The 24260-nt window shown below is 65.2% G+C and carries 23 protein-coding genes and 2 tRNA genes; 21 read left to right on the top strand and 4 right to left on the bottom strand.

The features are described 5' to 3' along the window. Positions 1 to 112 precede the first annotated feature (112 nt). The 12 genes from ACIP90_RS20115 (at position 113) to ACIP90_RS20060 (ending at position 13949) form a co-directional block, all read left to right on the top strand. On the top strand, positions 113 to 2908 hold the full coding sequence (locus ACIP90_RS20115; protein ID WP_400581480.1) for an FtsX-like permease family protein: 2796 nt from the start codon (positions 113 to 115) through the stop codon (positions 2906 to 2908). Next, positions 2905 to 3660, top strand: coding sequence for an ABC transporter ATP-binding protein (locus ACIP90_RS20110; RefSeq protein ID WP_400581479.1), 756 nt, complete (start codon positions 2905 to 2907; stop codon positions 3658 to 3660). The genes ACIP90_RS20115 and ACIP90_RS20110 overlap by 4 nt, the downstream gene beginning before the upstream one ends. Before the next feature lie 35 nt (positions 3661 to 3695). Then, positions 3696 to 5255 (top strand): methionine--tRNA ligase, encoded by a 1560-nt coding sequence (gene metG, locus ACIP90_RS20105; RefSeq protein WP_400581478.1) that lies wholly within the window; start codon positions 3696 to 3698, stop codon positions 5253 to 5255. Between the two features lie 352 nt (positions 5256 to 5607). Continuing rightward, positions 5608 to 6327: a hypothetical protein gene (locus tag ACIP90_RS20100; RefSeq protein ID WP_400581477.1), complete on the top strand. Its 720-nt coding sequence runs from the start codon at positions 5608 to 5610 to the stop codon at positions 6325 to 6327. 75 nt (positions 6328 to 6402) lie between these two features. Continuing rightward, complete coding sequence (locus ACIP90_RS20095; RefSeq protein WP_400581476.1) at positions 6403 to 7188, top strand: class F sortase; 786 nt, start codon at positions 6403 to 6405, stop codon at positions 7186 to 7188. 76 nt (positions 7189 to 7264) lie between these two features. Further along, positions 7265 to 8317 (top strand): 3-isopropylmalate dehydrogenase, encoded by a 1053-nt coding sequence (locus ACIP90_RS20090; RefSeq protein ID WP_400581474.1) that lies wholly within the window; start codon positions 7265 to 7267, stop codon positions 8315 to 8317. Positions 8318 to 8418: 101 nt separating this feature from the next. Next, positions 8419 to 9531, top strand: coding sequence for a branched-chain amino acid aminotransferase (locus tag ACIP90_RS20085; RefSeq protein ID WP_400581473.1), 1113 nt, complete (start codon positions 8419 to 8421; stop codon positions 9529 to 9531). Between the two features lie 50 nt (positions 9532 to 9581). Further along, a complete protein-coding gene (locus tag ACIP90_RS20080) occupies positions 9582 to 9878 on the top strand; it encodes a DUF1304 family protein (protein WP_400581472.1) in 297 nt (98 codons plus the stop codon). A gap of 26 nt (positions 9879 to 9904) precedes the next feature. Next, positions 9905 to 10702, top strand: a complete 798-nt coding sequence (locus tag ACIP90_RS20075) for an MBL fold metallo-hydrolase (RefSeq protein ID WP_400581471.1) — start codon at positions 9905 to 9907, stop codon at positions 10700 to 10702. Between the two features lie 69 nt (positions 10703 to 10771). Further along, positions 10772 to 11548, top strand: coding sequence for a fumarylacetoacetate hydrolase family protein (locus ACIP90_RS20070; RefSeq protein ID WP_400581470.1), 777 nt, complete (start codon positions 10772 to 10774; stop codon positions 11546 to 11548). Between the two features lie 131 nt (positions 11549 to 11679). Continuing rightward, on the top strand, positions 11680 to 13203 hold the full coding sequence (gltX, locus tag ACIP90_RS20065) for a glutamate--tRNA ligase (protein WP_400581469.1): 1524 nt from the start codon (positions 11680 to 11682) through the stop codon (positions 13201 to 13203). Continuing rightward, positions 13203 to 13949, top strand: a complete 747-nt coding sequence (locus ACIP90_RS20060) for an HAD family hydrolase (RefSeq protein ID WP_400581468.1) — start codon at positions 13203 to 13205, stop codon at positions 13947 to 13949. The genes gltX and ACIP90_RS20060 overlap by 1 nt, the downstream gene beginning before the upstream one ends. A 56-nt stretch (positions 13950 to 14005) precedes the next feature. On the opposite strand, the gene ACIP90_RS20055 is transcribed toward ACIP90_RS20060, so the two are convergent. Genes ACIP90_RS20055 through ACIP90_RS20045 form a run of 3 tightly spaced genes read right to left on the bottom strand, consistent with a single transcriptional unit; the run spans position 14006 to position 15143 of the window. Beyond that, positions 14006 to 14239, bottom strand: coding sequence for a zinc-ribbon domain-containing protein (locus ACIP90_RS20055; protein WP_400581467.1), 234 nt, complete (start codon positions 14237 to 14239; stop codon positions 14006 to 14008). Further along, positions 14236 to 14913 carry a GDSL-type esterase/lipase family protein gene (locus ACIP90_RS20050; protein WP_400581466.1) on the bottom strand — a complete coding sequence of 226 codons (678 nt, stop codon included), beginning with the start codon at positions 14911 to 14913 and terminating at the stop codon, positions 14236 to 14238. The genes ACIP90_RS20055 and ACIP90_RS20050 overlap by 4 nt, the downstream gene beginning before the upstream one ends. 32 nt (positions 14914 to 14945) lie before the next feature. After that, complete coding sequence (locus ACIP90_RS20045) at positions 14946 to 15143, bottom strand: hypothetical protein (protein WP_400581465.1); 198 nt, start codon at positions 15141 to 15143, stop codon at positions 14946 to 14948. Between the two features lie 180 nt (positions 15144 to 15323). Between ACIP90_RS20045 and ACIP90_RS20040 the strand changes: the two genes are divergently transcribed. From ACIP90_RS20040 to ACIP90_RS20015, 6 genes are all read left to right on the top strand, one after another. Next, a tRNA-Gln gene (locus tag ACIP90_RS20040) sits at positions 15324 to 15395 on the top strand. 131 nt (positions 15396 to 15526) lie between these two features. Continuing rightward, a tRNA-Glu gene (locus tag ACIP90_RS20035) sits at positions 15527 to 15599 on the top strand. A gap of 153 nt (positions 15600 to 15752) precedes the next feature. Next, positions 15753 to 17516 (top strand): dynamin family protein, encoded by a 1764-nt coding sequence (locus ACIP90_RS20030; RefSeq protein WP_400581519.1) that lies wholly within the window; start codon positions 15753 to 15755, stop codon positions 17514 to 17516. Further along, the gene (locus ACIP90_RS20025; protein ID WP_400581464.1) at positions 17513 to 19126 is read left to right on the top strand and encodes a GTPase; all 1614 of its coding nucleotides are present in this window, start codon (positions 17513 to 17515) and stop codon (positions 19124 to 19126) included. Before ACIP90_RS20030 ends, ACIP90_RS20025 begins: the two co-directional genes overlap by 4 nt. 199 nt (positions 19127 to 19325) lie before the next feature. Then, on the top strand, positions 19326 to 20933 hold the full coding sequence (locus ACIP90_RS20020) for a DUF222 domain-containing protein (protein WP_400581462.1): 1608 nt from the start codon (positions 19326 to 19328) through the stop codon (positions 20931 to 20933). A gap of 637 nt (positions 20934 to 21570) precedes the next feature. Further along, positions 21571 to 22266, top strand: a complete 696-nt coding sequence (locus tag ACIP90_RS20015; protein WP_400581461.1) for a haloacid dehalogenase type II — start codon at positions 21571 to 21573, stop codon at positions 22264 to 22266. 57 nt (positions 22267 to 22323) lie between these two features. Here ACIP90_RS20015 and ACIP90_RS20010 read toward each other — a convergent pair whose 3' ends face one another. Continuing rightward, positions 22324 to 22515, bottom strand: a complete 192-nt coding sequence (locus tag ACIP90_RS20010; RefSeq protein ID WP_400581460.1) for a hypothetical protein — start codon at positions 22513 to 22515, stop codon at positions 22324 to 22326. A gap of 35 nt (positions 22516 to 22550) precedes the next feature. Between ACIP90_RS20010 and ACIP90_RS20005 the strand changes: the two genes are divergently transcribed. The 3 genes from ACIP90_RS20005 to ACIP90_RS19995 all read left to right on the top strand — a co-directional run. Next, positions 22551 to 22766, top strand: coding sequence for a RidA family protein (locus ACIP90_RS20005; protein WP_400581459.1), 216 nt, complete (start codon positions 22551 to 22553; stop codon positions 22764 to 22766). Between the two features lie 113 nt (positions 22767 to 22879). Further along, complete coding sequence (locus ACIP90_RS20000; protein WP_400581458.1) at positions 22880 to 23986, top strand: alanine racemase; 1107 nt, start codon at positions 22880 to 22882, stop codon at positions 23984 to 23986. Positions 23987 to 24057: 71 nt separating this feature from the next. Continuing rightward, positions 24058 to 24260, top strand: a 203-nt coding sequence (locus tag ACIP90_RS19995) for an SDR family NAD(P)-dependent oxidoreductase (RefSeq protein WP_400581457.1), incomplete at its 3' end; no start/stop codon positions are given.

The raw sequence follows: 24260 nt of genomic DNA, 5'->3' as shown, positions 1-24260 counted from the left end.
TTAAGGATCTTGCCGGCAGGCCGGCCAATACTTTTTGTACGCCCGCAAGGGACAACCTTCGCCTTTAGCGGTGATGAGGCGTGCGCACGCCATCCAGGTTTCAGGGAGCCCAATGAATGCCGTCCAGAGGTTCATCAGAAGCAAAGTGCTGCTGCTGACCGCTGCCATTTTGATCGCCGCCATGTGTCTGTCCGTCCTGGTCCAAACCCAGTCGCAGGCCGCGCTGAACCGGACAGTGGACGAAAACTCGCGCGGGCTATACGACATCCTGGTCCAGGCCAAGGCCGGAACCGGAGGCGCACTGATGCAGCCGGACATCGCCACAGGCCAGGGCGGCATCAGCTTCGACCAGCTGCAGGGCATCCGGGACCTCCAGGGCACCTCCGTCGCGGCGCCCATCAGCCTAGTGTCCCGCGTCACCCAGAACCTCGAGGCCCCGAGACTTGAAGCGATGGACTACCTCGGCTTCAACTCAGGCCTCGTTGGCACAGCCACGGCCGGAGACCCGAGCGCAACCGATCCCAGCAAATGGCCTGCGGCGGAGTCCGTGCTGGAGGACACCCCCAAGAAGTACCGGCTGACGGCCAGTGCCACGAGTTCGGACGGCTCATCCGAGAAGACACTCTTCAAGTCCACTGCCGAAGGGACCCTCGGCAAGGGCCGCCTCGTTGAAGAGGAGACGGCCGGCGGCAGGAGCGTGCGGATCGCCGGACCCGAGGGGGAGACGGGCATCAAGTTCCCCGCTCCTGCAGGCGGGTCCGAGCACAGCCTTTTCAACCTCACCGTTGCGCTGCCCATGGCACCGGAGGTCACAGAGTCCGTGGTCGCCGTCGACCCCGTTGCCGAACGTGCACTGCTCGGAACCGCAGGAGACTTCCTGGCCCCCCTGGAGAAGGCGCCGCCCGCCGACGCCCGCAACGCCGCTGCGGTGGGACAGCACTTTGAAAGCCTCTTCACCAGCGGCATCAGCATGAAGGAACTGGAAGAGGGGCCGGACTTCCTCGGGGTAAAGCTCAAGTACTGGGCCCCGCTGATGACCCAGTACCAGCAGGCAAAGCTCAGCGGCCAACTGACTGAGGATTCCCAGGCGATTCCGCTGATTGTCCGCTCGGGCACAGCTCTCGACCTGAAGTACTCGGTGAAGATCGAGGAAATCGACGACGCCGGAAATGTGGTCAAGGACGTCGGAACGGTTGACCGGTCCCTCGGCAAGGACTACCTGCCGTTCGTATCAAAGTCGCCCTTCGCCCTCTCCTGGCCGGGGTCCACGGATCACTCCAAGTTGCTGGGGAACCCGGAAAGCTTCGGACGCGGCCTCTACACTCCTGCCACGTGGAGCACGAACTTCGCCTCGGCTCCCAAGTACACAGACGGCTCTACCGCCTCCAACGGCGCAGTGGACAAGACAGCGACGCCCGGCGAGTGGGTAACCGTTAACCGCCTTCCGGAAAAGACGGCGGCAGGCGAACCCGTAGACCAGACCCAGCGCAATCCCGTTGATGAGCGCTCCTACCGGGAGAATCTCGAGACGGGGGAGAAGCTCGCATCTCCGCTCGCCATGGTTTATGGGACCTTCGATCCCGCCGCCGTCCAACAGGCGGCCGGCGATGTCAACAGGCTCCCTCTGGGAGGCTACGACCCCACGCCGCTGACCCTGACCAAGGATGCCCAGGGCAAGGACGTCCAGAACACCACGCTGAAACCGTCACTCAGCGCAACAGGGCTGGTCAGCCAGTCCGCGGGCGCCATCACGGACTACTACGGCCTGGCGGCCGCCCGCGGGTACGAGAAGAACGCCTCGGTCATCGACGCCGTGCGTGTGCGTGCCGCAGCGCCCGGAAGCTGGAAGCAGGTCCAGCCGGAAGTGGAGAAGCTGGCCAACGAGATCCGCGACATGGGCCTGGAAGCCACGGTCGTGGCAGGCTCCGCCCGCGAGGACGCCAACATCTTCGTCCCCGGCTACTCAAGGGACGGCGCCGGCAAGGAGTCTGCACTGGGCACCGTCCAGCAGTCATGGGTCAGGCAGGACGCCGCCGACGCCGTGAGCGGCTCGCTGACCGCCACGAACATCACGCTGCTCTTCCTTACTCTGTGCGGCGCAGCGCTGCTGACAGGTGCATCAACCGTGAGCTACGTCCGCCAGCGGCGCCGCGAGGCCGGTACGCTGCGCGCCATGGGCTGGACCCAGCGGAAGATCCGCTCATGGGTGCTGGAGGAATTCGCTGTGGGTGCCGGTCTTCTGGCAGTGGCCGGCATTATCCTGAGCCTGCTGAGCTGGAACCTTGCCACGCTGATCGTCTCGGCATCCGTGCTGGTGCTGTATGCGGCGGCGGCGTTCTTCGCCGCGCAGCAGCTGCGGCACCGCGAGGAGGTGGACCAGGAGCCGCAGCACGACGAGCGGCTCATCGCGGTTGACTCGCCCCTGACGTTCGCCAACCGGCAAGTCACCACCAACCGCTTCAATGCCATCTCGCTCGCGGTGGCCGTCGGAGTGTTCGGCGCGGCAGTCGGTGGCCTGATCGCGCTGCTGATCGACATCCCGCGCGCCGCCGGCGCCAGCGCACTGAGCGGAATGGCCGCTGCCAGCGTCGCCCTGCCGAGCATCATCCTGGGCATCGCCGGTGTTGCCGTCGGACTGCTGCTGACCCTCGTGACCGGGCGTTTCGAGCTGCAGGCCAAGCGTCAGTACCTGGGCACGCTTGAGGCGATGGGGTGGAACCCCGACATGCTTGGGCAGGTTCGGTTCTTCGAGAATGTCCTGGTGGGCGCGGTGGCGGTGCCGCTCGGCGTCCTGGGCGCCCTCGGTGTCGGGCTGCTCCTTGCTCCCTATGCCGCGCTCTGGGCCGCCGTGGCCGGGCTCGTGGCCGTACTTTGCTGGATTCCGATTGCAACGAAAGTAGTCCAATGACCAACGACCTTAACCTTCGCCGGGCGCGCGGGAACGACGACGGCGAAGGCCCGCTCCAGACGCGCGCCAACACCCTCGTCAAGGCCGCCGATCACGGTACACCGCTGGAACTGAACAACATCACCATCCGCTACGGCGGGGGCAAGGGCGGAGCCGACGCCGTCAGCGTGGTGGAGGGATTCGACCTGACGCTGCACGCCGGCGAGATGCACTGCGTCGCCGGCCGCAGCGGCTCCGGCAAGACCAGCATCCTGACGGTGGGAGCCGGTCTCACACTGCCGACGTCGGGCCGGGTGCTGTGGGAGGGCGAGTCGCTTGAAAGCATGGGCGACGACGAGATCGCCGATCGCCGCCGTGCCCTCATCGGTTACGTCGACCAGGGCGGGGCGCTGATTGACGGGATGAGCGCCCTCGAGAACGTCTTGTTGCCGGCTGTTCCCGACGGCGAAGTGGAGCAGCGCCGGGACATGGCCAAGGACCTGCTGGACCTGGTGGGCCTGGGTCGCAGGATGCGGCACCGCCCCGCCCAGCTGTCCGGCGGTGAGCGCCAGCGCGTGGCCATAGCCCGGGCGCTCATTCTGGGAACCCGCGTGCTCGTGGTCGATGAGCCCACGGCAAGCCTGGACCGGGCGTCCGCCAACCGCATCATCAGCATCCTGAAGGACACCACGTCTGACGGCATTGCTGTCCTCGTTGCTTCACATGATCACGAACTGGTCCGGCTCAGCGATACGCTGACGGAACTGATCTAGATCCATCCCTCCGCACCAAAGGTAACTTTCCGCCCGTGACTTCCCCAGACAAGAGCCCGTTCTACATCACGACGGCCATCACGTACCCGAACGGTGTGCCCCACATCGGCCATGCGTACGAATACATTGCCACCGACGCAATGGCCCGCTTCAAGCGGCTCGACGGCTACGACGTGATGTTCCTGACAGGCACTGACGAGCACGGACTGAAGATCGCCCAGACCGCGGAAAAGGAAGGCATCACCCCCAAGGAGCTCGTAGACCGGAACGCGGAAATCTACAAGGCGGCCCATGCTGCCCTGGGCATCTCCTACGACCGGTTCATCCGCACCACAGACGCCGACCACTACACCGCCTCCCAGGCCATCTGGAAGAAGATGGAAGCCAACGGGGACATCTACCTGTCCAAATACGAGGGCTGGTACTCCGTCCGCGACGAGGCCTACTACGGGGAAGACGACACCGTGGTCAAGGAGGACGGCGCGCGGTACACCAAGGAGACCGACACCCCGGTGACCTGGACAGCCGAGGAAAGCTACTTCTTCCGCCTCTCCAACTACCAGGACAAGCTGCTGGCGCTCTACGAGGCGCAGCCGGAATTCGGTGCTCCGCAATACCGCTTCAACGAAGTGATCAGCTTCGTGAAGCGTGGTTTGGAGGACCTGTCGATCAGCCGGACCACTTTCGACTGGGGTGTCCCGGTACCGGGCAACGACAAGCACGTGATGTACGTCTGGGTCGACGCCCTGACGAACTACCTGACGGGCGCCGGGTACCCGGACACGGATTCTGAGTCCTTCAGGAAGTACTGGCCCGCGGACGTCCACATCATCGGCAAGGACATCTCGCGCTTCCATGCCATTTACTGGCCGGCCTTCCTGATGAGCGCCGGCCTGGAGTTGCCGAAGCGCATCATGATCCACGGCTTCCTCAACAACAACGGCGTCAAGATGTCCAAGTCCCTGGGCAACGTTGTGGCCCCTGAGGACTTCGTGGCGCAGTACGGCCTTGACCAGGTCCGCTTCTTCTTCCTCCGCGAAGTTCCCTTTGGCGCCGACGGCAGCTACAACCACGAGGCAATCGTGGGCAGGATGAACTCCGACCTGGCGAACAACTTCGGCAACCTCGCCCAGCGCTCTCTGTCCATGGTGGCGAAGAACTGCGGGGGGCAGGTGCCGGTGCCCGGCCCGTTCACCGCTGACGACCAGGCCATCCTCGCCCAGGCGAACGCCCTGCTTGGCCAGGCCCGTGCGGCCTTCGACAAGCAGGAATTCAGCCGCGCCCTCGAAGCGATCTGGGGCGTGCTGGGCGACACCAACGCATACTTTGCCGAACAGGCCCCGTGGGTCCTGCGGAAGACCGACGTCGAACGCATGCAGACGGTACTGTACGTGACGCTGGAAGTGCTGCGGGTCGTGGCAATCCTGGCGCAGCCTGTCATGCCGGGCGCCATGGCCACGCTTCTCGCTGCACTGGGCCAGCCGGAAGGCGGCGCACGGCAGTTCGCTGCGATCCCCGTGCCGATCGTGCCCGGCACCAGCCTGCCCGCACCGGCTCCGGTCTTCCCGAAGTATGAGGAGCCGGCCGAAGGCTGACCCTGTTTTTCCGGCGGCGGTCGCTGCCGGCGCCCCCGCGCCCGGTTTCATCCAGGGCGCGGGGGCCTTTTTCTTTGTACCCATACCGGCGCCGCGCGTAACCAAGTGGTGGCAGGTACAAACGGGCGCGAGGACCGACGCCACCAAGTAGAAGGCCCCCGAATAAGGCGTACTGGCTACTCGGGACTGCCGCGGCACCGCATCCTACCCTGAGATTGCAAGCAGACTGACGGCGTCATTGGGAGTATCCAGCATCTCTATTCCACGGTTTGACCTTCAGACAGTGGTTCGGGTGAGACGGAAATGCCGCGAACGGTCCGGTCAGTTTGATCACGGTATGGAGGGACATGAAATGAGACGAACTATCGCGGCAGTGGGGCTTGTGGGTCTTGGACTCCTGGGCACCACACTCCCGGCCATCGCCACGCCGGGCGACGGGCAGGTCGAAGTCTGCCACCACACCGGCTCAGAGACGAACCCGATCATCGAGATCGACGTCAATGAGGAAGGTCACGAGAACGGCAACGGCGGCGACGGCGGAAACGGGAACGGGAACAGCGGCGGTAACGGTGGTGGCAACGGCAACGGCGTCGGCCATCAGGGGGACTGCTACCCAGACAACGAGGAGGAACCGCCGTACGAGGAGCCGCCCGCCGAGGAACCGCCGGCCGAGGAGCCACCCGCGGAGGAGCAGCCTCCTGTTGTGGCACCCCCTGTTGTGGCACCTCCTGTTGTGGCACCCCCGGTTGTGGCACCCCCGGTGGTTGCACCGCCGGCGGTTGTGGTACCCGAGGCTCCAGTGGTCAAGCCTGTAGTGAAGCCGGTGGTCAAGCCTGCGGCAAAGCCGGTGGCGAAGCCGGCAGTGGCTGCTCCTGCAGCGGCGGCGCCGGTTGCGGCGGTACCTGTTGCAGCTCCTGCGACCAATGCGGGCTACAACGTGCAGACGGCTGCCGGCGGGGGAACCGAGAGCGGGATTCCTGCTTGGCTGGCCGCCCTGACAGCCCTCTTTACGGGCCTGTCCGCCGTAGTCCTGGGGCGGGGTGGGGCCCGGGCCAGGAAGCTTGGCAGCTGAACGGTAGCGGTTTGAGGGTGCCACGTGGCTGGGACGTGGCACCCTCCTTTCCGATTCCCGCCATAAGGAGGAGCCATGGGCAGCCATCGACAGAATAGGGAGGCGGAGCGTGGGGGCAGCCGAAGGCTGCTGCTCAGCTACGTGGACCTGCTTGTGTTGTCATTTTGCTGTCTGGGGATCCTGACTGCCTGGCTCATCTATGGCGTTGGCGGCAGCGGCCTGTCACCCGCTGCCGCTGTGAACCCGCCGGCCGCCAGGTATTCACCTGCCGCGCCCACGACGCAGTTCCCGGAGACGGGGGCGCCGGGCGAGGTACCTGCCGCCCCTGCAACATCTCCCGCCGCGGGCAAGGCTGCTGCTCCTGCAAAAGCTGCGGCCCCGAGGCCGTCTGCGGCCGCGAAGCCGCTGGTTATTACCGCCGCACCTCCGCAGCGCATCATCTATCCTGCTGCCGGCATGGACATAGCAGTGCACCCCCTGAAACCGGGCAGCGGCGATATGGACAGCAGGTCCATCGTGCCACCGGAGACCATGGACGGGTACTGGCTCACACCGTTCGGCCAGCCCGGCGTCGGCTCCGTAAACACGACCTACGTCATCGGCCACAGCTGGGAAGGCCAGGACGCGCCCTTTAACCACCTCAGCTCAGCCGCAGTCCCGGGGGATATACTCACCGTCGTCACTGCCAAGGCAAAGCTCAGCTACAAGGTGGACTCAGTCACGACTTATACGAAGTCCTCCCTGAAGGACAGTCCCATCTGGTCTGTTGTGCCTAACCGCCTCGTGCTGGTCAGTTGCTTTACCCAAGACCTCTGGGGCAAGAACGTGGCCGTGGTCGCGTCACCGGTGCCGTCCAAGTAAGCCTGCCGCAATCTCCTCCGTCTGAATAATGAGACGGTTTGACCAGAATGTGGATCGCTTGGCTACTCTGAAAACCATGAGCGCATCAACGATCAATCTCGCTGTCATCCCCGGCGACGGCATTGGCCCCGAGGTCACCGCCGAAGCCCTCAAGGTCCTCGAAAAGGTGGTCGCGGCCGAGGGTGTCACTCTCGAACAGACCCACTACAAGCTGGGCGCGCAGCACTGGCTCGAGACGGGCGAGACCCTCCCCGATGAGGTGCTGGCGGATCTGCGGACCCGCGACGCCATCCTGTTCGGAGCCGTAGGTGCAGCCCCCGGAGATACCCGGATCCCGTCGGGCATCATCGAACGCGAGATGCTGCTCAAGCTGCGCTTCAGCCTGGACCACTTCGTGAACCTGCGGCCCTCCAGGCTTTACGGCAGCGTGGGCAGCCCGTTGTCCAACCCGGGAAACATCGACTTCGTCGTTGTCCGCGAAGGTACGGAAGGCCCCTATGTGGGCAACGGCGGCACGCTGCGGGGCGGAACACCCCATGAAGTGGCCACGGAGGTTTCGCTGAACACCGCCCACGGCGTGGAACGGGTCGTTCGCGACGCTTTCCGGCGTGCCAACGAGCGCCCGCGCAAGAAACTGACGCTGGTCCACAAGCACAACGTCCTGGTGTACGCGGGTCACCTGTGGAAGCGCACGGTCGAGGCCGTGGCCCAGGAATTTCCCGAGGTCAGCCATGACTACCTGCACATCGACGCCGCCACCATTTTCATGGTCACGGACCCCGGGCGATTCGATGTGATCGTCACCGACAACCTCTTCGGCGACATCATCACGGACCTTGCCGCAGCCATCACAGGCGGCATCGGTCTCGCCGCCTCCGGCAACATCAACATGGATCGCACGGCGCCCTCCATGTTCGAGCCCGTTCACGGTTCTGCACCGGACATCGCCGGGCAGCAGAAGGCGGACCCCACGGCGGCCATCCTGTCGGCGGCTCTCCTGCTGGAGCATCTCGGCTATTCCGCCGCGGCACGAAAGATCGAAGCCGCCGTCGTGGCCGACGTCGAGAGCCGCGACGGTGAAGTGCGCAGCACCAGCGCCATCGGGGACGCCATCGCCGCTGCCGTTTAGGCCCGTCCTTCAGGCGTAAGCTTGACCTGAATCACCAATATGCTGCCGTGGTCCGATGCTGAACCACGTTCACATGCCAGGCAGCCGACCGTGGAGGAACCATGACTCAGACTGCCCATGGCGTCGAATTCACCCAGCATCCCTCGGCAACCCCGAAGTCTGCTGAAGAGCGTGCAGCCATCCTGGCAAACCCGGGATTTGGCAACTACTTCACCGACCACACTGCGATCGTTGACTACAGGGTCGACGAACACGGAAACGGCGGCTGGCACGATGCCCGGATTGAGGCCTATGGGCCTATCACCCTGGACCCGTCCGCAGCCGTGCTGCACTACGGCCAGGAGATCTTCGAAGGGTTGAAGGCATACCGGCATGCCGACGGCACCATCTGGGCCTTCCGCCCGGAGGCCAACGCGGCACGCCTGAACCAGTCGGCCCGCCGTCTTGCCCTGCCGGAGCTTCCCGCAGAGTACTTCCTCGGTGCCGTCCGCGAACTCGTGGCAGCGGACAAGGAATGGGTCCCCTCGGGCGACGGCGAAGCCCTCTACCTCCGTCCGTTCATGATTGCCACCGAGGCGTTCCTGGGCGTTCGGGCAGCCCGGGAGGTGTCCTTCAGGGTCATCGCCTCCCCGGCCGGCAACTACTTTGGCGGCGAGCTCAGGCCCGTCTCCATCTGGATCTCGCGCCAGTACGCCCGGGCAGGCCGCGGCGGCACAGGTGCCGCAAAGTGCGGCGGAAACTACGCGGCGTCCCTGATCGCGCAGCAGGAGGCAGAGGCGAACGGCTGCAAGCAGGTGCTGTTCCTGGACCAGTTCAACGACAACGCGGTTGAGGAACTTGGCGGCATGAACGTCTTCTTCGTGATGAAGGACGGCTCGCTTGTCACCCCGGCGCTGACGGGCACCATCCTTGAAGGCGTTACCCGGATGTCCGTCATCCAGGTGGCGAAGGACATGGGCCGGGATGTGAGCGAGCGCAAGATCACGCTGGATGAATGGCGCGACGGCGTGGCCTCCGGAGACATCACCGAGGTCTTCGCCTGCGGGACTGCAGCCGTGATCACGCCCATCGGCGTCCTCAAGGACGAGACTGAATTCATCGGCTCCGAGGATGCCAAAGCCGGCGAAACCACCATGGCCATCCGTGAGCACCTTCTGGGAATCCAGACGGGCACGGTCCCGGACACACACGGCTGGCTCACCAGGCTGGCCTGAGCCGGTCCGTCCGCCCGACAAACAACGCGAACGACGGCGGTCCCCACTTTGTGTGGGGGCCGCCGTCGGGCATTAACTTGTTCCTGGTGGCTCCCGAGGACGTTCAGACGGTAAGGCTGTGGACCTTCAACCTCGGGTTCTACAACATGGTGTGGGGCGTCGGAGCGATCACAGGCGCCCTTTTGCTCGGGAGCAGCGGCGCCGCCGGCCGGGCGCTGCTCCTTTTCACCTGTCTCGGGCATGTCTTCCTCGGCCTACTGCTCCTGGTCACCGAACGGCGGCTGTGGGCCAATGGCGTCGCCGAGGCCGCGCTGCCGCTGGTCATCGTCATCCTGCTGCTTGTCTGAACGGCCGCTGGTGCAAAGATGTACTTGTGACGTCTGAGCCCTCGAGCCCTGCATTGACCGCCAGCAGCCCCCTGACGCGCTTCCGCCTCGCGCCCAATCCCGGGCCGATGAGCCTGGAAGGCACCAATTCGTACGTCATAGCGGCGGCCGGCCATCCGGGTGCTGCCGTGGTGGATCCTGGCCCGCTCGACGAGGCGCACCTGCACGAGCTGGCAGCCCGTACCGTGGAACTGATCCTGATCACCCACCGCCATCGTGACCACACCGCAGGGGCGGCACACCTCCACGAACTGACGGGTGCCCCGGTCCGTGCCGCCGACCCGGCTCACTGCACTGCAGGGGCGCCGCTGCAGCCCGGCGAGGTCATCTCCGTGGCCGGAACCGAGATCCGGGTCCTGGCCACGCCGGGACACACCTCCGACTCGGTCTGCTTCCACCTGCCCCTCGACGGCCCTGCCGGTTCCGTGCTCACGGGCGACACCATCCTGGGCCGCGGAACCACGGTGCTGGACCACCCGGACGGCCGCCTCGACGATTACCTGTCCTCCCTCGACCGGCTGGAACTGCTGGGGCCGGCCACGGTGCTTCCCGCCCACGGGCCTGTCCTGCCTGCTCTGGACGCCGTAGTCCGGGCCTACCGCAGCCACCGGCTTGACCGGTTGTCCCAGATCCGCGCTGCCCTCGCCGGGCTCGGCGGGGAACCGGGTATCGCGGAGGTCACCGATGTCGTCTATGCCGACGTCGACCCGACCGTGCGGCGCGCGGCCGAGAATTCGGTGGCAGCCCAGCTGGAGTACCTGCGTTCCCTGCGCGAGCGGCTCTGACGCGCACCCACCGCGGGAACCCCTGGGTGCGCGGCGGGCTCACCCGGGTGAGACTGTAGGCTTGGGGCCATGCGTATTGCCCGGTTTGTAGTTGATTCTGATCCCCTCTACGGCGTCGTTGAAGGCGAGCCAGGCAGTGAGGAAGTCACTGTCATCAACGGCGACCCCTTCTTCAACGGTGTGGAACGCACCCACGTCCGCCACAAGCTGGAGGACGTCCGCCTGCTGGCACCCATCATTCCCCGCAGCAAGGTGATCGGCGTGGGCCGCAACTTCGCGGAACACGCCCGCGAACTCGGCAACGAAGTGCCCCAGCACCCCCTGCTGTTCCTGAAGCCCAACACCTCCGTGGTGGGTCCGAACGATCCCGTCGTGCTTCCCGAGTTCTCCGATGAAGTCTCCTACGAGGCTGAACTCTGCGTGGTGATCGGGCGGATCTGCAAAGACGTTCCGGAGGAGCGCGCGGACGACGTGATTTTCGGTTACACGTGCGGCAACGACCTCACCGCCCGGGACGTCCAGAAAATCGATCTGCAGTGGGCCCGTGCCAAAGGGTTCGACACCTCCGCGCCGCTCGGACCCTGGATCGAGACCGAGCTTGACCCCGAGGACCTGTCCATCAAGGGCCGGCTCAACGGCGAGCTCCGCCAGGACGGCAGCACCAACCAAATGATCCGCGGCGTCCGGGAACTCGTCTCCATCGTCTCGAGCGCGTTCACCCTCCTGCCCGGTGACGTCATCATGACAGGCACCCCGGCAGGCGTTGATCTGGTGCAGGCCGGGGACCGCTTCGAAGTCGAAATCGAGGGCATCGGCAGGCTTTCCAACCCCATCGTCCGCCGCTAGCCTGATTCGCCAGGCATTCCCGGCAGCCGCCACGCCCTGGGCGTGGCGGCTGCGCTGCTTTCGGCGCTGCAACCAGCCGGGGAGTTGCCGACGAGTTCCCCCGTGATGCAGGCGGTAAAGTTGGAGTCACTATGACTACTCCTTCTGCGTCGAACGCCGTCTCCAGCTCTGCCCTCCGTGAAGTCACCGCCGACACTCCCGTGCGTGTCCGGTTCTGCCCTTCGCCCACCGGCACCCCGCACGTCGGCCTGATCCGCACGGCCCTCTTCAACTGGGCCCACGCCCGGCACACCAAGGGCACATTCGTGTTCCGCATTGAGGACACAGACGCCGCGCGCGACTCGGAAGAAAGCTACCAGCAGCTGCTCGAGGCGCTGAAGTGGCTCGGCATCACCTGGGAAGAAGGCGTGGAAGTCGGCGGCCCGCACGAGCCGTACCGCCAGTCACAGCGCCTGGACCTCTACAAGGACGTCGTCACCAAACTCATCGAGGCCGGCTACGCCTACGAGTGCTACTCCTCGCCGGAGGAAGTGGAGGCACGCCACCGGGCCGCCGGTCGGGACCCCAAGCTGGGCTATGACAACTTCGACCGCGACCTGTCCGATGAGCAGGTGGCGGCGTTCAAGGCCGAAGGCCGCGAGCCCGTGCTCCGCGTTCGCATGCCCGACGAGGACGTCACCTTCACCGACCTGGTGCGCGGCGAGATCACTTTCAAGGCCGGCAGCATCCCGGACTACGTCATCGTCCGCGCGGACGGCTCACCGCTGTACACGCTGGTCAACCCCGTAGACGACGCCCTGATGGGCATCACCCATGTGCTGCGCGGCGAAGACCTGCTCTCGTCCACGCCCCGGCAGGTGGTGCTGATCCGTGCGCTGATGAACATTGGCGTGGCCAGCTACATGCCCGTTTTCGGCCACCTTCCGTACGTCATGGGCGAAGGCAACAAGAAGCTGTCCAAGCGTGATCCGCAGTCCAACCTGTTCCTGCTCCGTGACCGCGGTTTCATCCGCGAGGGGCTGCTCAACTACCTCTCGCTGCTGGGCTGGAGCCTCTCCGCCGATGAAGACATTTTCACCGTGGACCAGCTGATTGAAAACTTCGACGTCAAGGACGTCCTGGCTAACCCGGCCCGCTTCGACATCAAGAAGGCCGAAGCCATCAACGGCACCCACATCCGCATGCTCGATCCGGAGGATTTCCGTGGCCGGCTGGTCCCGTACCTCCAGGCTGCAGGGTTTGTGGGGGACAGCTTGACCCCGCGCCAGGAGGAGATCCTCGCCGAGGCGGCCCCGCTGATCCAGGAGCGCATCTCCCTGCTGGGTGAGGCACCGGAAATGCTCGCCTTCCTGTTCAAGAACGACGACGCCATCGACATCGCTGACGACGCACGCAAGGGGCTTCCGCAGAACCTGGACGAGGTGCTCGACGCCGCGCTGGCCGCGCTCGAGCCCATCGAGGACTGGAGCGCAGAGAACATCCAGACCGCCCTGAAGGAGGCCCTGGTGGAAGACCTTGGCATCAAGCCGAGGCTGGCGTTCGGCCCAGTCCGCACCGCAGTCTCCGGCCGCCGGATCTCGCCCCCGCTGTTCGAATCCATGGTGATCCTGGGCAAGGACTCGTCACTGGCGCGGCTGCGCGCCTTCCGCGGCTGATGCAGGGGCAGGCGGGCGTGGAAGCCGGCGTCGTTCTCGACCGCCGCTTCGGCGCGGTGGGTGGGGTCCTTTTCGATATTGACGACACGCTGGTCGACCTGGCCTTCTCCATGACCACGGCCCTGCGCGACGTCAGTGAACATCTCCTGCCGGGCCTGGACCAGGCCGGGTGGGAGAGGTTCGGCAGGATCTTCACGCACGAAACCACGCATTATTATGACCGCTACCTGGCGGGCGAACTGACCTTCAACGAACAGCGGCTGCTTCGGGGGCGTGCGGCACTGGGGCATTTCGGCGTCGACCTCGGCGAGGGCGAAGAAGCGCACAGCTGGCTCACTTCCTATGCCCGCCTGCAGCCGAGCTACGTCCGGGCGTTCGAGGACGTTCTGCCGCTGCTGGATGCCTTGGATGACGCCGGCATACCCTACGGCGCCGTGAGCAACAACGTGCATGATTACCAGCGTGCCAAGCTCGACAGCGCCGGGCTGGAACGGATCCGCAGGCTCGTGGGCACTGACACGGTTGGAGTGCCGAAGCCCGATCCTGCCATCTACCTGGAAGGCGTGCGCTTGCTGGGCAGTTCCCCGGACAGCACCCTCTATATCGGCGACAACCTCCTGCTCGACGCAGAAGGCTCGACGGCGGCCGGCCTGGTGGGCGTCTGGCTGAACCGGACGGGGGAGTCAGCTCCGGACTACAAGGGACATGAGGTCGGAACGCTGCTCGAACTGCTGGTCCAGCCGTAGCGGGCGCTGGCCGGCCCGGCGGCTGCGGAACCTTGATGCCTCGGGCCGTAGCGTTCCTAGCGGACCAGGGCGTTCTTTTGCCGGCCGCTGATTTTGGAGCGGCGACCGCAGTTTGAGCAGGTGATCTGATATGACCGGGACGTTGTAAAGACGGGAATGAAGAACAGCGTGAATCTGGTGGCACGCTCCTCCAGATAGTGCTGGGCGAAGGCCCCGCACTGTTGGCAGGTCGCAGCCCGCGAGGGCAGTTCCCTGACTTTGGTGCTGAGGCCGAAGAGGATGAACATCATGTGCCTTTCAGCTGTGTATGGTCGGCGATGACGGTGGTTCTGCCGGGCTGATGGCCTTGCATGGCCATGAGGGCGATGGCCCGTGCGATTTTTGCCCCGCCCAGCGAAGACGGTTCGATGGGGTTCGCATAGTCGCTGTCCTCGCTGCACAGAAGGCGCAGGTCGATCAGGGAGATGCCCAGGGAGAAAGCGGCCCGCGTGATGCAGTCATTGAAAATCGCAAGGGCTGTTTTGATCGTCCTGTAGGCCGGTCCGTTGGATGGGGTGTCGTAGATAGTGCACACAGCGGACGGCAGGCCGGTCGAGGCAACTGCCTTTGCCATGGCCTGATAGCCGGCAGCGAAGTCATCCTGGACAGCGGCGAGAATGTTCAGCGCAGCTGTGACATCTCCGGCGGGCATTTGCAGGATGTCGGCGAAACCCAGGGCGTCATTGCCGCCGACGCTGACCACAAGATGCGTAGCGTCCTCTGGCAGGAGGCGCAGCTGCCGGTCCACATCGGCCATCACGTCGCCGTCGAGAGCCAGCAGGGTGGCCTGCCACCCGGGCGGGAGTTCCTGGCGGAGTTGCGTGATGACGTCCGGGTCTTCGCCCACGTACGCCTTGTTGTCGAAAATCGAATCGCCCAACAGCACCACGTGGCCGGATGAGCGGGGCGTGCCCGCCACTGTCATTGCGTCTCCCTGCCCCTCACTTGGTGTCCCCGTCAATGACTGTTGGTCCAGCCATAGGGGTTCGCGCCGGACCCGCCGCTGCGGCAATGGTCATAACCCTGCTGCCAGGCATCCCGGACAGCGGCGACCAGACCCGCCAGCAAAGGGTAGTAGGGGTGATCGGGCCCGATGAAAATCATCTCTTCGCGGGCCGTGTCGATGATCCTGCCGATATCGCTCACCGTACTCATGCCGCATCCTGACACGAATTTCTTCCCGTGGCGAGGACACTGTGCGAGGGGTGACGCACCTAACACGCGATGACGCCGCTGCCGATTTGTGCAGGACCAGCCTCTCGGGTAAAGTAATTACTCGTGCTGAGGCGCTCGGAGCGCAGGATTGATCCTGTGAGACCGGCCCGAAAGTGCCTTTGGGATATGGTGTAATTGGCAACACTACGGTTTCTGGTACCGTCATTCTAGGTTCGAGTCCTGGTATCCCAGCTCTGAATTATCCGCGGAATTCCCGCAGATTTTCGGAAGTTCCAAAGAGAATTACCGATTTGGAACAGCAGCTAAGTGTATGAAACAATCACTTAGCCCGAATGGCAGAGATGCTGATCGGAAAAGTACGCGGCCCCATCGTATAGCGGCCTAGTACGCCGCCCTCTCACGGCGGTAACGCGGGTTCGAATCCCGCTGGGGTCACAAGACAGCAGGCTCCGGGCTTATGCCCGGAGCCTGCTGTGTTTAATCCGCCGGGCGCCTTCCCCAGCAGTGGCTGGCCCGCAGAATCGCCTGAACTGGCATGATGAAGCTGTGACCTCATCCAATGAGCGGGCACCGTCTTCCGACAACACAGTGCCCAGCGGCCGGCAACAGTCCTCCCCCGAGCAGTCGGCCGGGGCTGTCGCGCTGCTTGAGGCCGTGCACCGCGATCTGGCTTCCGTGTCGTTGCCGCTGGCCCTGCCCGGCGCGGAACAAACCAGGCTGGAGATCCGCAGTTCTGTGTCCCAGCTCGATGACTACATCCTCCCGCGGTACCGCAGCCTGGACGCCCCGCTGCTGGCCGTCGTCGGCGGTTCCACCGGGGCGGGCAAATCGACGCTAGTCAACGCCCTCGTAGGCCATCCGGTGACACGGGCAGGAGCAATCCGCCCCACCACCCGACAGCCGATACTCCTGCACCATCCGGCGGACGCCGCCTGGTTTGAGGACCAGCGCGTCCTGCCGAGCCTCAGCCGCATCCGGGGTGTCGTCGTACCGGCCGAGGTCCCGGCCAGCCAGGCCCGCCCCGCCCCGGACGAAGCCGCCGTCTCTTCGCTGGTCCTGGTAGCGGACCCCGCCGTGCCGCAGGGCGTCGCCCTCCTTGACGCCCCCGATGTCGATTCCATTTCGGATGACAACCGCAAGCTGGCCGGCCAACTGCTGGCGGCAGCCGACCTGTGGGTTTTCGTCACCACAGCCAACCGCTACGCGGATGCTGTTCCCTGGAAGCTGCTGCTGAACGCTGCGTCCCGGGACATCATGGTCGCCGTGGTGCTCGACCGGGTCCCTCCGGCGGCGGAAGCCGAAGTCAGCGAAGACCTGCGTGCCATGCTGGCGCGCGAGGGGCTCGGGGAGGCTGGACTGTTTATCGTTCCGGAAGTTTCCCTCAACGAGCTCGGCATGCTTCCCGCCGCCGCCGTCCAGCCGCTCAAGGCCTGGCTGGGGAGCCTAGCCGCGGACGCCGCCGGCCGGGCAGACATCGCCCGGCGCACGCTCAATGGCACCGTGAGGGCACTGGGCCAGCGGGTACAGCTGGCGTCGGAGGCCGCAAGCGAACAGGCGCGGGCGGCAGGAGTCCTCGGCGACGACGTCCGTGGCGCGTACCGGGACGCGCTGGACCGGATCCTCAATGCCACCCAGGACGGAGCACTGCTGCGCGGAGAGGTACTGGCCCGCTGGCAGGATTTTGTGGGCACGGGCGAGTTCTTCAGAAGCGTCGAACAGAACATCGGCCTGTTCCGGGACCGTATGGGCGCGTTCTTCCGCGGCGAACCCGCCCCCGCGGTCAAAGTGGAAACCGCGATCGAAACGGGGCTGCAGGCGGTCATCGTCGATGAAGCGGCCAACGCTGCCGAGGATGCGGACCGGCGCTGGCGCTCGGACCCGGCCGGCCGCCAGCTGCTCGGCACGGACGATCTCTCGGGAACCACGCCGGGGTTTGGAGACGACGTCGCCGCGGAAATCCGGGCCTGGCAGGGGAGCCTGATGGAACTGATCCGGACCGAGGGGCAAGGCAAGCGGACGCAGGCGAGATGGCTCTCCTTTGGCATCAACGGCCTCGGAGCTGCCCTGATGGTGGTGGTGTTCTCCATGACTGCGGGCCTGACGGGCCTGGAAGTCGGCATCGCAGGCGGCACGGCCGTCGTCGGCCAAAGACTGCTTGAGGCCTTCTTCGGCGAGGACGCCGTGCGCCGGCTGGCCCGGACTGCCCGTGAAGACCTCCATGCCCGCTGCCAGAGGCTGCTGCAGGGTGAACAGGAGCGCTTCCTGGAACGGCTGGCGTTTGATCAGGGACCGTCAGCCGAAGTGCTTGCCGGCCATGCCCGGCTGCTGGCCCGGCTGGCGGACGCCGCATGAGCCGCCACGGCCTGGTCAAGGAAGAGACCCAGCTGCAGAGTCGTCTAGAGGCGCTGAACAATGCCCGTGAGCTGGCAGAGGGCGTCCTTCCGGACGACGCGCTCGATGAAGTCCTCCACGTGCTGGAACGGGCGAGCTCGCGGCGGTCCCTCTCGGCGGACCACACCGTGGTGGGCTTCTTTGGGGCCACCGGAAGCGGCAAGTCGACCCTGTTCAACGCCGTCAACGGGGCTGAGATCGCGACGGCGGCGGCCCGCCGGCCCACAACATCGGAACCGCTGGCGAGTGTCTGGGGAGTGGACGGCAGCGAAGCCCTGCTCGACTGGCTGGAGGTTCGCCAGCGCCATCATGGCCAGCCCGTGCCGGGCTTCGCCGACGAATCCAGCGGCCTCATCCTGCTCGACCTGCCGGACTTCGATTCGACGAGGACCGCAAACCGCGATACGGTGCAGCGGCTCGTGGGAATGGTGGACGTCCTCGTCTGGGTGCTGGATCCGCAGAAGTACGCCGACGCCGCCGTTCATAATGATTTTCTGGCCCCGCTGGCTTCACACGGCGCCGTCACGCTCGTAGTGCTGAACCAGATCGACAGGCTTCCCGAAGCTGACCTACCGCTCGTGCTTGAGTCGCTCAAGGAAATCCTCGCCCGGGACGGCCTCGGGAAAGTGCAGGTTGTGGCCGCTTCAGCCCTGACCGGCGCCGGAGTGGACAACGTCCGCGCAGCAATCCGCCAGGTCGTAGACCGGAGGGCAGCCCTGTCCCTGCGGCTCTCCGCCGATGTCTCCAAGGCCTCGGCCCGGCTGTCGGAGGCGTCCGGGGCAGGAGAGGCAGCAGGCGTGAAAAGCGGATCGAAGGCGCGGCTGGCGGAGGAGCTGGCCATCGCGGCCAACGTTCCGCTCGTGGTCGATGCTGTGGGACGCTCCTACAGGCAGGAATCCATCCGGAGGACCGGCTGGCCGGTAACGCGGTGGCTCGTCCGGTTCAGGCCGGATCCGCTGCGGCGCCTGAACCTGCGGCGCGCCGCCAACCCCGAGGTGAACAGGACCTCCCTGCCTGCGGCCGGCGCACCTGAACGGGCCAGGACAGACGCCGCGGTCCGTGAATTTGCCGACGCCGCGAGCGACGGCGCACCAGGCCCTTGGCGGGCGTCCATCCGGAATGCTGCCCGGACGGGGAGGGACCGGCTCCCGGACGCCCTCGACCAAGCCATCGCCGGGACTGACCTCAGAGCCGGACGGAAGTCCTGGTGGTGGGGTGTCTTCAACGTGCTCCAGTGGCTGTCGCTGCTGACGGCCGCAGGCGGACTGGGGTGGCTGGGTCTGCTCGCCGTCCTCGGTTACCTGCAGTTGCCGGTCCCGGAGGTGCCCCGTGTGGAGGGCTGGCCTGTTCCCACGCTCATGATTGCCGGAGGCGCAGTGCTGGGCATACTCCTTGCGGTCACCGCCAAGTTCATCACAGCGGGGGTTGCGCACGCCCGGATGGCCGCAGCGCGGAGGCGCCTCAACGCGGCAGTTACGCAGGTAGCCGGGAACCTTGTGGTGGATCCGGTGGAAGTGGAAATCAGCCGCCTGAAATCCTTCAATGCCGCTGTGAAGGCTGCCGCCAAGTAGTACCTGACCTGCGATTATGTCCTCATGCCAAACAAGTTATCGCCTCGCTTAGTTGGGTTACGGGGGCGTTAGGTTATGGCGCGGCGGCGCTAACCACCTATGCCCGGGAGGAGTCGGCGTTGCCGAACGTTGACGCTCCTCGTCGCAGCGTTTTTTCACTGCGTGCTTTTTTGTCGGTGCCCGATGTCATGCTCTCTGTATGGATGACAGGGCGGTGGTGGAGTCGTTGGAGGGCATCGAAGCCTCTGTCGCTGCGTTGGCTGTTGTTGTCCGCCGCGGGACCGGCGAGGTGGACGGGGACGTGACCGGAGGCGTGGCCTTGGCCACTGCTGCTCCTCTTTTGCACCAGGATCCTCTGCGGGGTACGGCGGACGCGTGTTTGGACGGTTTGGCGGAGGTGGGCAGGATGGAGGCCCAGCTGGCGGCCTTGAAGGTTCATTTCGCGGCTGGGTACGCCGCCGCTGCCGAGGCCTTGGCGGGACCGGCCAGTTCCCCGCAGGAGCGCACGGCCCAGGAGATCGCCGTGACCGCTGAGGTCGCCTGCGTTTTGACGGTGAGTGAACGCAGCGCCGCGGCCTTGCTGGGCGACGCCCGAACCCTGACCACCGCTCGGCCGTTGACGCTGTCCACATTGAGCTCCGGGAGCATTTCCTGGCAGCACGCCCGGATCCTGTGTGATGAAACAGCCAACCTGGAACCTGCGGCCGCAACGGCCTTGGAAACCCACTTCCTGGAAGCCTGCGTCCCGGAGCAGTCCGACCCGGAGTGGTCCGATGTGGACGCTGTCAGGCTGGGCGCTGCCCGGCGTGGGCCTGGCTGCCTGGCAGGGGAGTTGGTGCCGGGCAGGTTCCGGGCCAGGGCGCGTGCCTGGCGGGAACGGCATCATCCGGTGAGCATCGAAACCAGGCACCGCAGGAGCGTGAAGGACCGGCGGGTCGAGTATGTCCCGGACCGGGACGGAATGGCCTGGTTGTCGGCGTATCTGCCCGCGGACACCGCGGCGGGCATCTGGAACCGCAGCACAGATGCGGCCCGTGCTCTGAAGGGCCCGGCGGAGTCACGGACTTTGATGCAACTGCGCGCGGACGTCGCCGCTGGCTGGCTGTTATACGGTGAAGCGAAGAGTGTGGCCGGCGGGTTGGCGGAAGGGATCCTGTCGCCGTCGGCGCAGGTGCTGGTCACAGTTCCGGTGTTCTCGCTGCTTGATGCCGGAGAGGAACCGGCCGTACTGGACGGGTATGGCCCGGTTCCGGCGTCGATAGCCCGAAGGCTGGTTGCAGATGGGGCGACGTCGTTCCTGCGGGTGCTGACCGATCCCCGCGACGGGGCACCACTGGAGATCGGACGCACCAGTTACCGGCTGACGAAACCGATGCGCCAATGGCTCCGGCTCAGAGACGGGAAATGTCCCTTTCCCGGCTGCAACAATCAGTCCCTGGATAACGAAGCGGATCATCTGCTGGCCTGGTCCGAAGGCGGCGGCACCGGGATCGCCAACCTGGGTCAGCCCTGCCCGAAACACCACCGCCTGAAACACACGACGCTCTGGAGGCCGGTCAACGCGACGCGTGACAGCCCGCCCGGCTGGATTTCACAGGCGGGGCGGCACTATCCCAGCGAACAACAGGACTGGGAGCCACCCCACTTGCCAAACTACCTTGAGAGACTCGACCACCTCGACTGGCCAGACGGTCTCGAGGAACCGGACAACGAGGGCCTTGACCCACCACTGCTTGGTGTTCCACTGCGTGCGGACCCACTGCCCGTGGACCCCTTCCCCGATTGGACACAATTCACAGCCGCTTGAGGAATGGTTCCTTATGTTGTTACCGGGCTCAGTTCCGCGGCCGTTGCAGGGTCGTGGCTACCCAGGGGAGGCGGGCATGGCTTTGGTTGCTGTGCCGGACGGTTTCGTGACGGCTTCGTAGGATTGGCCGCTCGTCACCCCGCGATGACCGGACCGCTGATTGAGAGACGCGACATGATCGCCGGATAAGGACACGACGGCGCGGTTATCTGCTGGGCACTACCCATTCAGCAGACTGGAGGCTGTTCTTGGTGCACGTATGGGCCGGTATTGACGCTGGCAAAGCCCATCATCGCTGTGTTGTGATCGACGCCGACGGAAAGCGGCTGCTCTCACAACAACCGTTTGCAAGCCCGGCTGCTGGAATACTTCCCGGCACTGGAGCGGGCCTTCGACTACAGCCGGTCCAAAGCCGACCCGACGCTGCTGACCAAGCCCGGACACCCCATGGGATCAAGCCGCGCCGGTCAGGCCAGGGTTCACGCGCTGAGCGCCCTCTTCAATGCGTTCAGCGCCTTAAGGCCCGACATGTCCTACTGTAGAACATTTCGTTGACTTTCTGTGGTCGGAAGAAGTATCGTCGAGTATCAACACGATCTTGTCGACAATCGACGAGAGGTCAACTTAGGAGGATCAAATGGCATTCGAATTCGAAACCAAGCCGAAGTTCGCCACGTTCGACATGAACGGAACGCTCATCAAGTTCGCGATCAACGACTTGATGCGTGACGTCCTGGGCGAGCGCCTGCCCGCGGAGGTCGCCGATGAGTACCTGCGGATCTGCAAGGCGTACCGGATCGACGAGTGCACGGGCGCGTACAAGCCCTTCCACCAGATCGTCAACGACTCCATGGAGCGCGCTTCGCGCAAGGTCGGCATCGAGTTCCGCGCCGACGAGGCACGCGAGGTCTACGACCGGATCCCCTCGTTTGGCCCCTACCCCGGAGTCACCGCGGCGCTGAACCGCCTCGCGGAGGCCGTCCCGCTGGTCATCATCACCAACAGCGACACCGCGGTTGCCGAGCAGCTTGCGGCGAACCTTAAGGCCCCGTTCGAGGTCATGATCACCGCCGAGCAGATGGGCATGTACAAGCCGCGCCTCGGAGCGTTTGAGTACATGTTCGAAAAGCTCGGCGTGACCCCGGACGAGATCGTGCACGTCTCTGCCAGCCCGATGTACGACCACCGCCCGGCAGCCATCATGGGCATCGAAAACAAGGTCTACGTCGACCGCGGCTTCGAGCACGACGAATACTGGCTCGGCTACGAGCGCATCACCGACATCTCGGACCTCCCGGTCCTCTTCGGCCTGCCGCGTCCTGACGCCTCCTAAGCGGACAATTAGATCGTGAGCCTGCCACTACCTCAAACCGTAAAGGGCGATACAGCTTCAGAACGGCTCCAGGCCCTCGGCTTGGAACTGCCCGAGCTCGACGGCAACGCCTACTTTGTTCACCACCGGGCAGTGGGCGAGAGCATCTATATCTCGGGACAACTGCCTTTCAAGGACGGCGTGCTGCTGGGCCAGGGCATCGTCGGCAACGATGTGGAGCTGGAAGTGGCGAAGGAGCTCGCGCGCCACGCCGCGCTCAACTGCCTCGCCGCTGCCTACAGGCTGTGGGCGATCTGGACCGGGTCCGGATCGTGCAGATGCTCGTATTTGTTGCCAGCCCGCCGGACTTCGCTTTGCAGTCTCAGGTCGCCAACGCGGCCAGTGAACTGCTCATCGAGGTCCTGGGCGAAAACGGACGGCATGCCCGCACCGCGATCGGTGCCGCCGGACTGCCCCTCAACACCCCGGTAGAAATCCAGATGGTCGTCACGGCCGTCTAGGGACCCGCAGATTGTTCGGGACCCGCGCATGCGGGTCCCGAACAATCAGCATTTCGAGGAAGCCAGCGTCGCTACCCTCGATCATTCATACACAGAATCATGAGGAGTACAGCGTGAACCGGCTTCAGCGAGCACTGGACGCTCTCGTCGAGCGAGTCGACACCCCGGCCCCGATCATCCTTGCCGACGTGATGCAGGACAACATCGACCGCATGCAGGCCTTCGCGGCCCAGCAAGGCCTCGACGTCAGGCCGCATGTCAAGACGCACAAATGTGTCGAGATCGGCCGCCGGCAGGTCAAGGCGGGGGCGGTCGGAATCACCGCAGGCAATGTGGGCGAGGCAGAGGTCTTCGCCGCGGCCGGGTTCGAGGACATCTTCATCGCCTACCCGATTTGGCCCTCTGGGACGAAGGGGCCGCGGATCCGCAGGCTTGCCGAGACCACCCGTCTGCGGGTCGGCGTCGACAACTTCGCCGCGATCAATGCTCTCGCCGATGCGATGGGGGACGACGCCGATCGGCTGCAGGTCGTAATCGAGGTCGATTGCGGTGCCCGTCGTTCCGGTGCACCGGCGGAAGCCGCTTGCGACCTAGCACTTGCCGCCCGCAAGCGCGGTCTGCTGCCGGTAGGTGTCTTTACTTATCCAGGTCACGGCAGCGCCGGTCCTGAGACCCGCAAACTGGCTGCGCAGGACCAGGACGCCGCGCTCACCACCGCTGTGCGCAGCCTCAGCGCGGCAGGCATCACAGCGGAGGTAGTCAGCGCTGGATCCACGCCAACAGTGGAGTTCTCCACCAGTAGCGTGATCACCGAGATTCGGCCCGGTGAGTACGTGTTCAATGACCTCAACAACACCCGGCTTGGTGCCTGCACGGAGGACCAAATCGCGCTGTTCGTCGCCGGCACAGTGGTCAGCGACTGGGTTCCTGACCAGGTCATTCTCGATGTAGGCACCAAAGCAATAAGCCGGGAAGGCAGCCCGGAGATTGGCTACGGGGCCGTCCCCGGCACGTCGGCTATTCTCTCCAAGCTCAACGAATACCACGGATTCCTCCCCCTGCCGGCCGGAGACTTCCGGCCCGCTGTCGGCACCGTACTTCCGGTGGTCCCCAACCACGTCTGCCCGGTTGTGGTCAATTTCGAGGAGTACATCGTCACCGACAGCACGGGCACGTCCCTGGAGCGGTGGCCGGTGGACGCCCGCGGATTCCTCAACTGACCGGTCCGCCACGGGAATTCCCCACCGAAGCTCGCAAACCAATTAACGTACCCCATGAAGGAGTGTCTGACATGAGGCTTGAGAAAGTCAGTGCCCTGGTGACCGGTGCCACCAGCGGAATCGGGCAGGCGGTGTGTTCCCAGTTCCGCAGCGAGGGAGCCCGCTTGCTGCTCACCGGCCGCAAGGAGCAGATCGACAGCGCGCAACCCGCGGACCTCTACGTTCCCGGAGACCTGAACGACGAGGCCTTCGTCGAGCGCCTCGCCCGCGAGGC

Origin of the sequence: Arthrobacter sp. NPDC093139, assembly GCF_044754165.1 — a bacterium.
Taxonomy (GTDB): Bacteria; Actinomycetota; Actinomycetes; order Actinomycetales; family Micrococcaceae; genus Arthrobacter.
The sequence above is the reverse complement of the archived record's forward strand: the minus strand, read 5'-3'. Positions and strand labels throughout refer to the sequence as shown.

Excerpts from the sequence above, each read along its gene's own strand:
- ACIP90_RS20115 (WP_400581480.1), top strand. The coding sequence starts at position 113 with ATGAATGCCGTCCAGAGGTTCATCAGAAGCAAAGTGCTGCTGCTGACC.
- ACIP90_RS20110 (WP_400581479.1), top strand. The coding sequence starts at position 2,905 with ATGACCAACGACCTTAACCTTCGCCGGGCGCGCGGGAACGACGACGGC.
- ACIP90_RS20100 (WP_400581477.1), top strand. The coding sequence starts at position 5,608 with ATGAGACGAACTATCGCGGCAGTGGGGCTTGTGGGTCTTGGACTCCTG.
- ACIP90_RS20095 (WP_400581476.1), top strand. The coding sequence starts at position 6,403 with ATGGGCAGCCATCGACAGAATAGGGAGGCGGAGCGTGGGGGCAGCCGA.
- ACIP90_RS20090 (WP_400581474.1), top strand. The coding sequence starts at position 7,265 with ATGAGCGCATCAACGATCAATCTCGCTGTCATCCCCGGCGACGGCATT.
- ACIP90_RS20085 (WP_400581473.1), top strand. The coding sequence starts at position 8,419 with ATGACTCAGACTGCCCATGGCGTCGAATTCACCCAGCATCCCTCGGCA.
- ACIP90_RS20070 (WP_400581470.1), top strand. The coding sequence starts at position 10,772 with ATGCGTATTGCCCGGTTTGTAGTTGATTCTGATCCCCTCTACGGCGTC.
- gltX (WP_400581469.1), top strand. The coding sequence starts at position 11,680 with ATGACTACTCCTTCTGCGTCGAACGCCGTCTCCAGCTCTGCCCTCCGT.
- ACIP90_RS20060 (WP_400581468.1), top strand. The coding sequence starts at position 13,203 with ATGCAGGGGCAGGCGGGCGTGGAAGCCGGCGTCGTTCTCGACCGCCGC.
- ACIP90_RS20055 (WP_400581467.1), bottom strand. The coding sequence starts at position 14,239 with ATGATGTTCATCCTCTTCGGCCTCAGCACCAAAGTCAGGGAACTGCCC.
- ACIP90_RS20050 (WP_400581466.1), bottom strand. The coding sequence starts at position 14,913 with ATGACAGTGGCGGGCACGCCCCGCTCATCCGGCCACGTGGTGCTGTTG.
- ACIP90_RS20045 (WP_400581465.1), bottom strand. The coding sequence starts at position 15,143 with ATGAGTACGGTGAGCGATATCGGCAGGATCATCGACACGGCCCGCGAA.
- ACIP90_RS20025 (WP_400581464.1), top strand. The coding sequence starts at position 17,513 with ATGAGCCGCCACGGCCTGGTCAAGGAAGAGACCCAGCTGCAGAGTCGT.
- ACIP90_RS20020 (WP_400581462.1), top strand. The coding sequence starts at position 19,326 with ATGGATGACAGGGCGGTGGTGGAGTCGTTGGAGGGCATCGAAGCCTCT.
- ACIP90_RS20015 (WP_400581461.1), top strand. The coding sequence starts at position 21,571 with ATGGCATTCGAATTCGAAACCAAGCCGAAGTTCGCCACGTTCGACATG.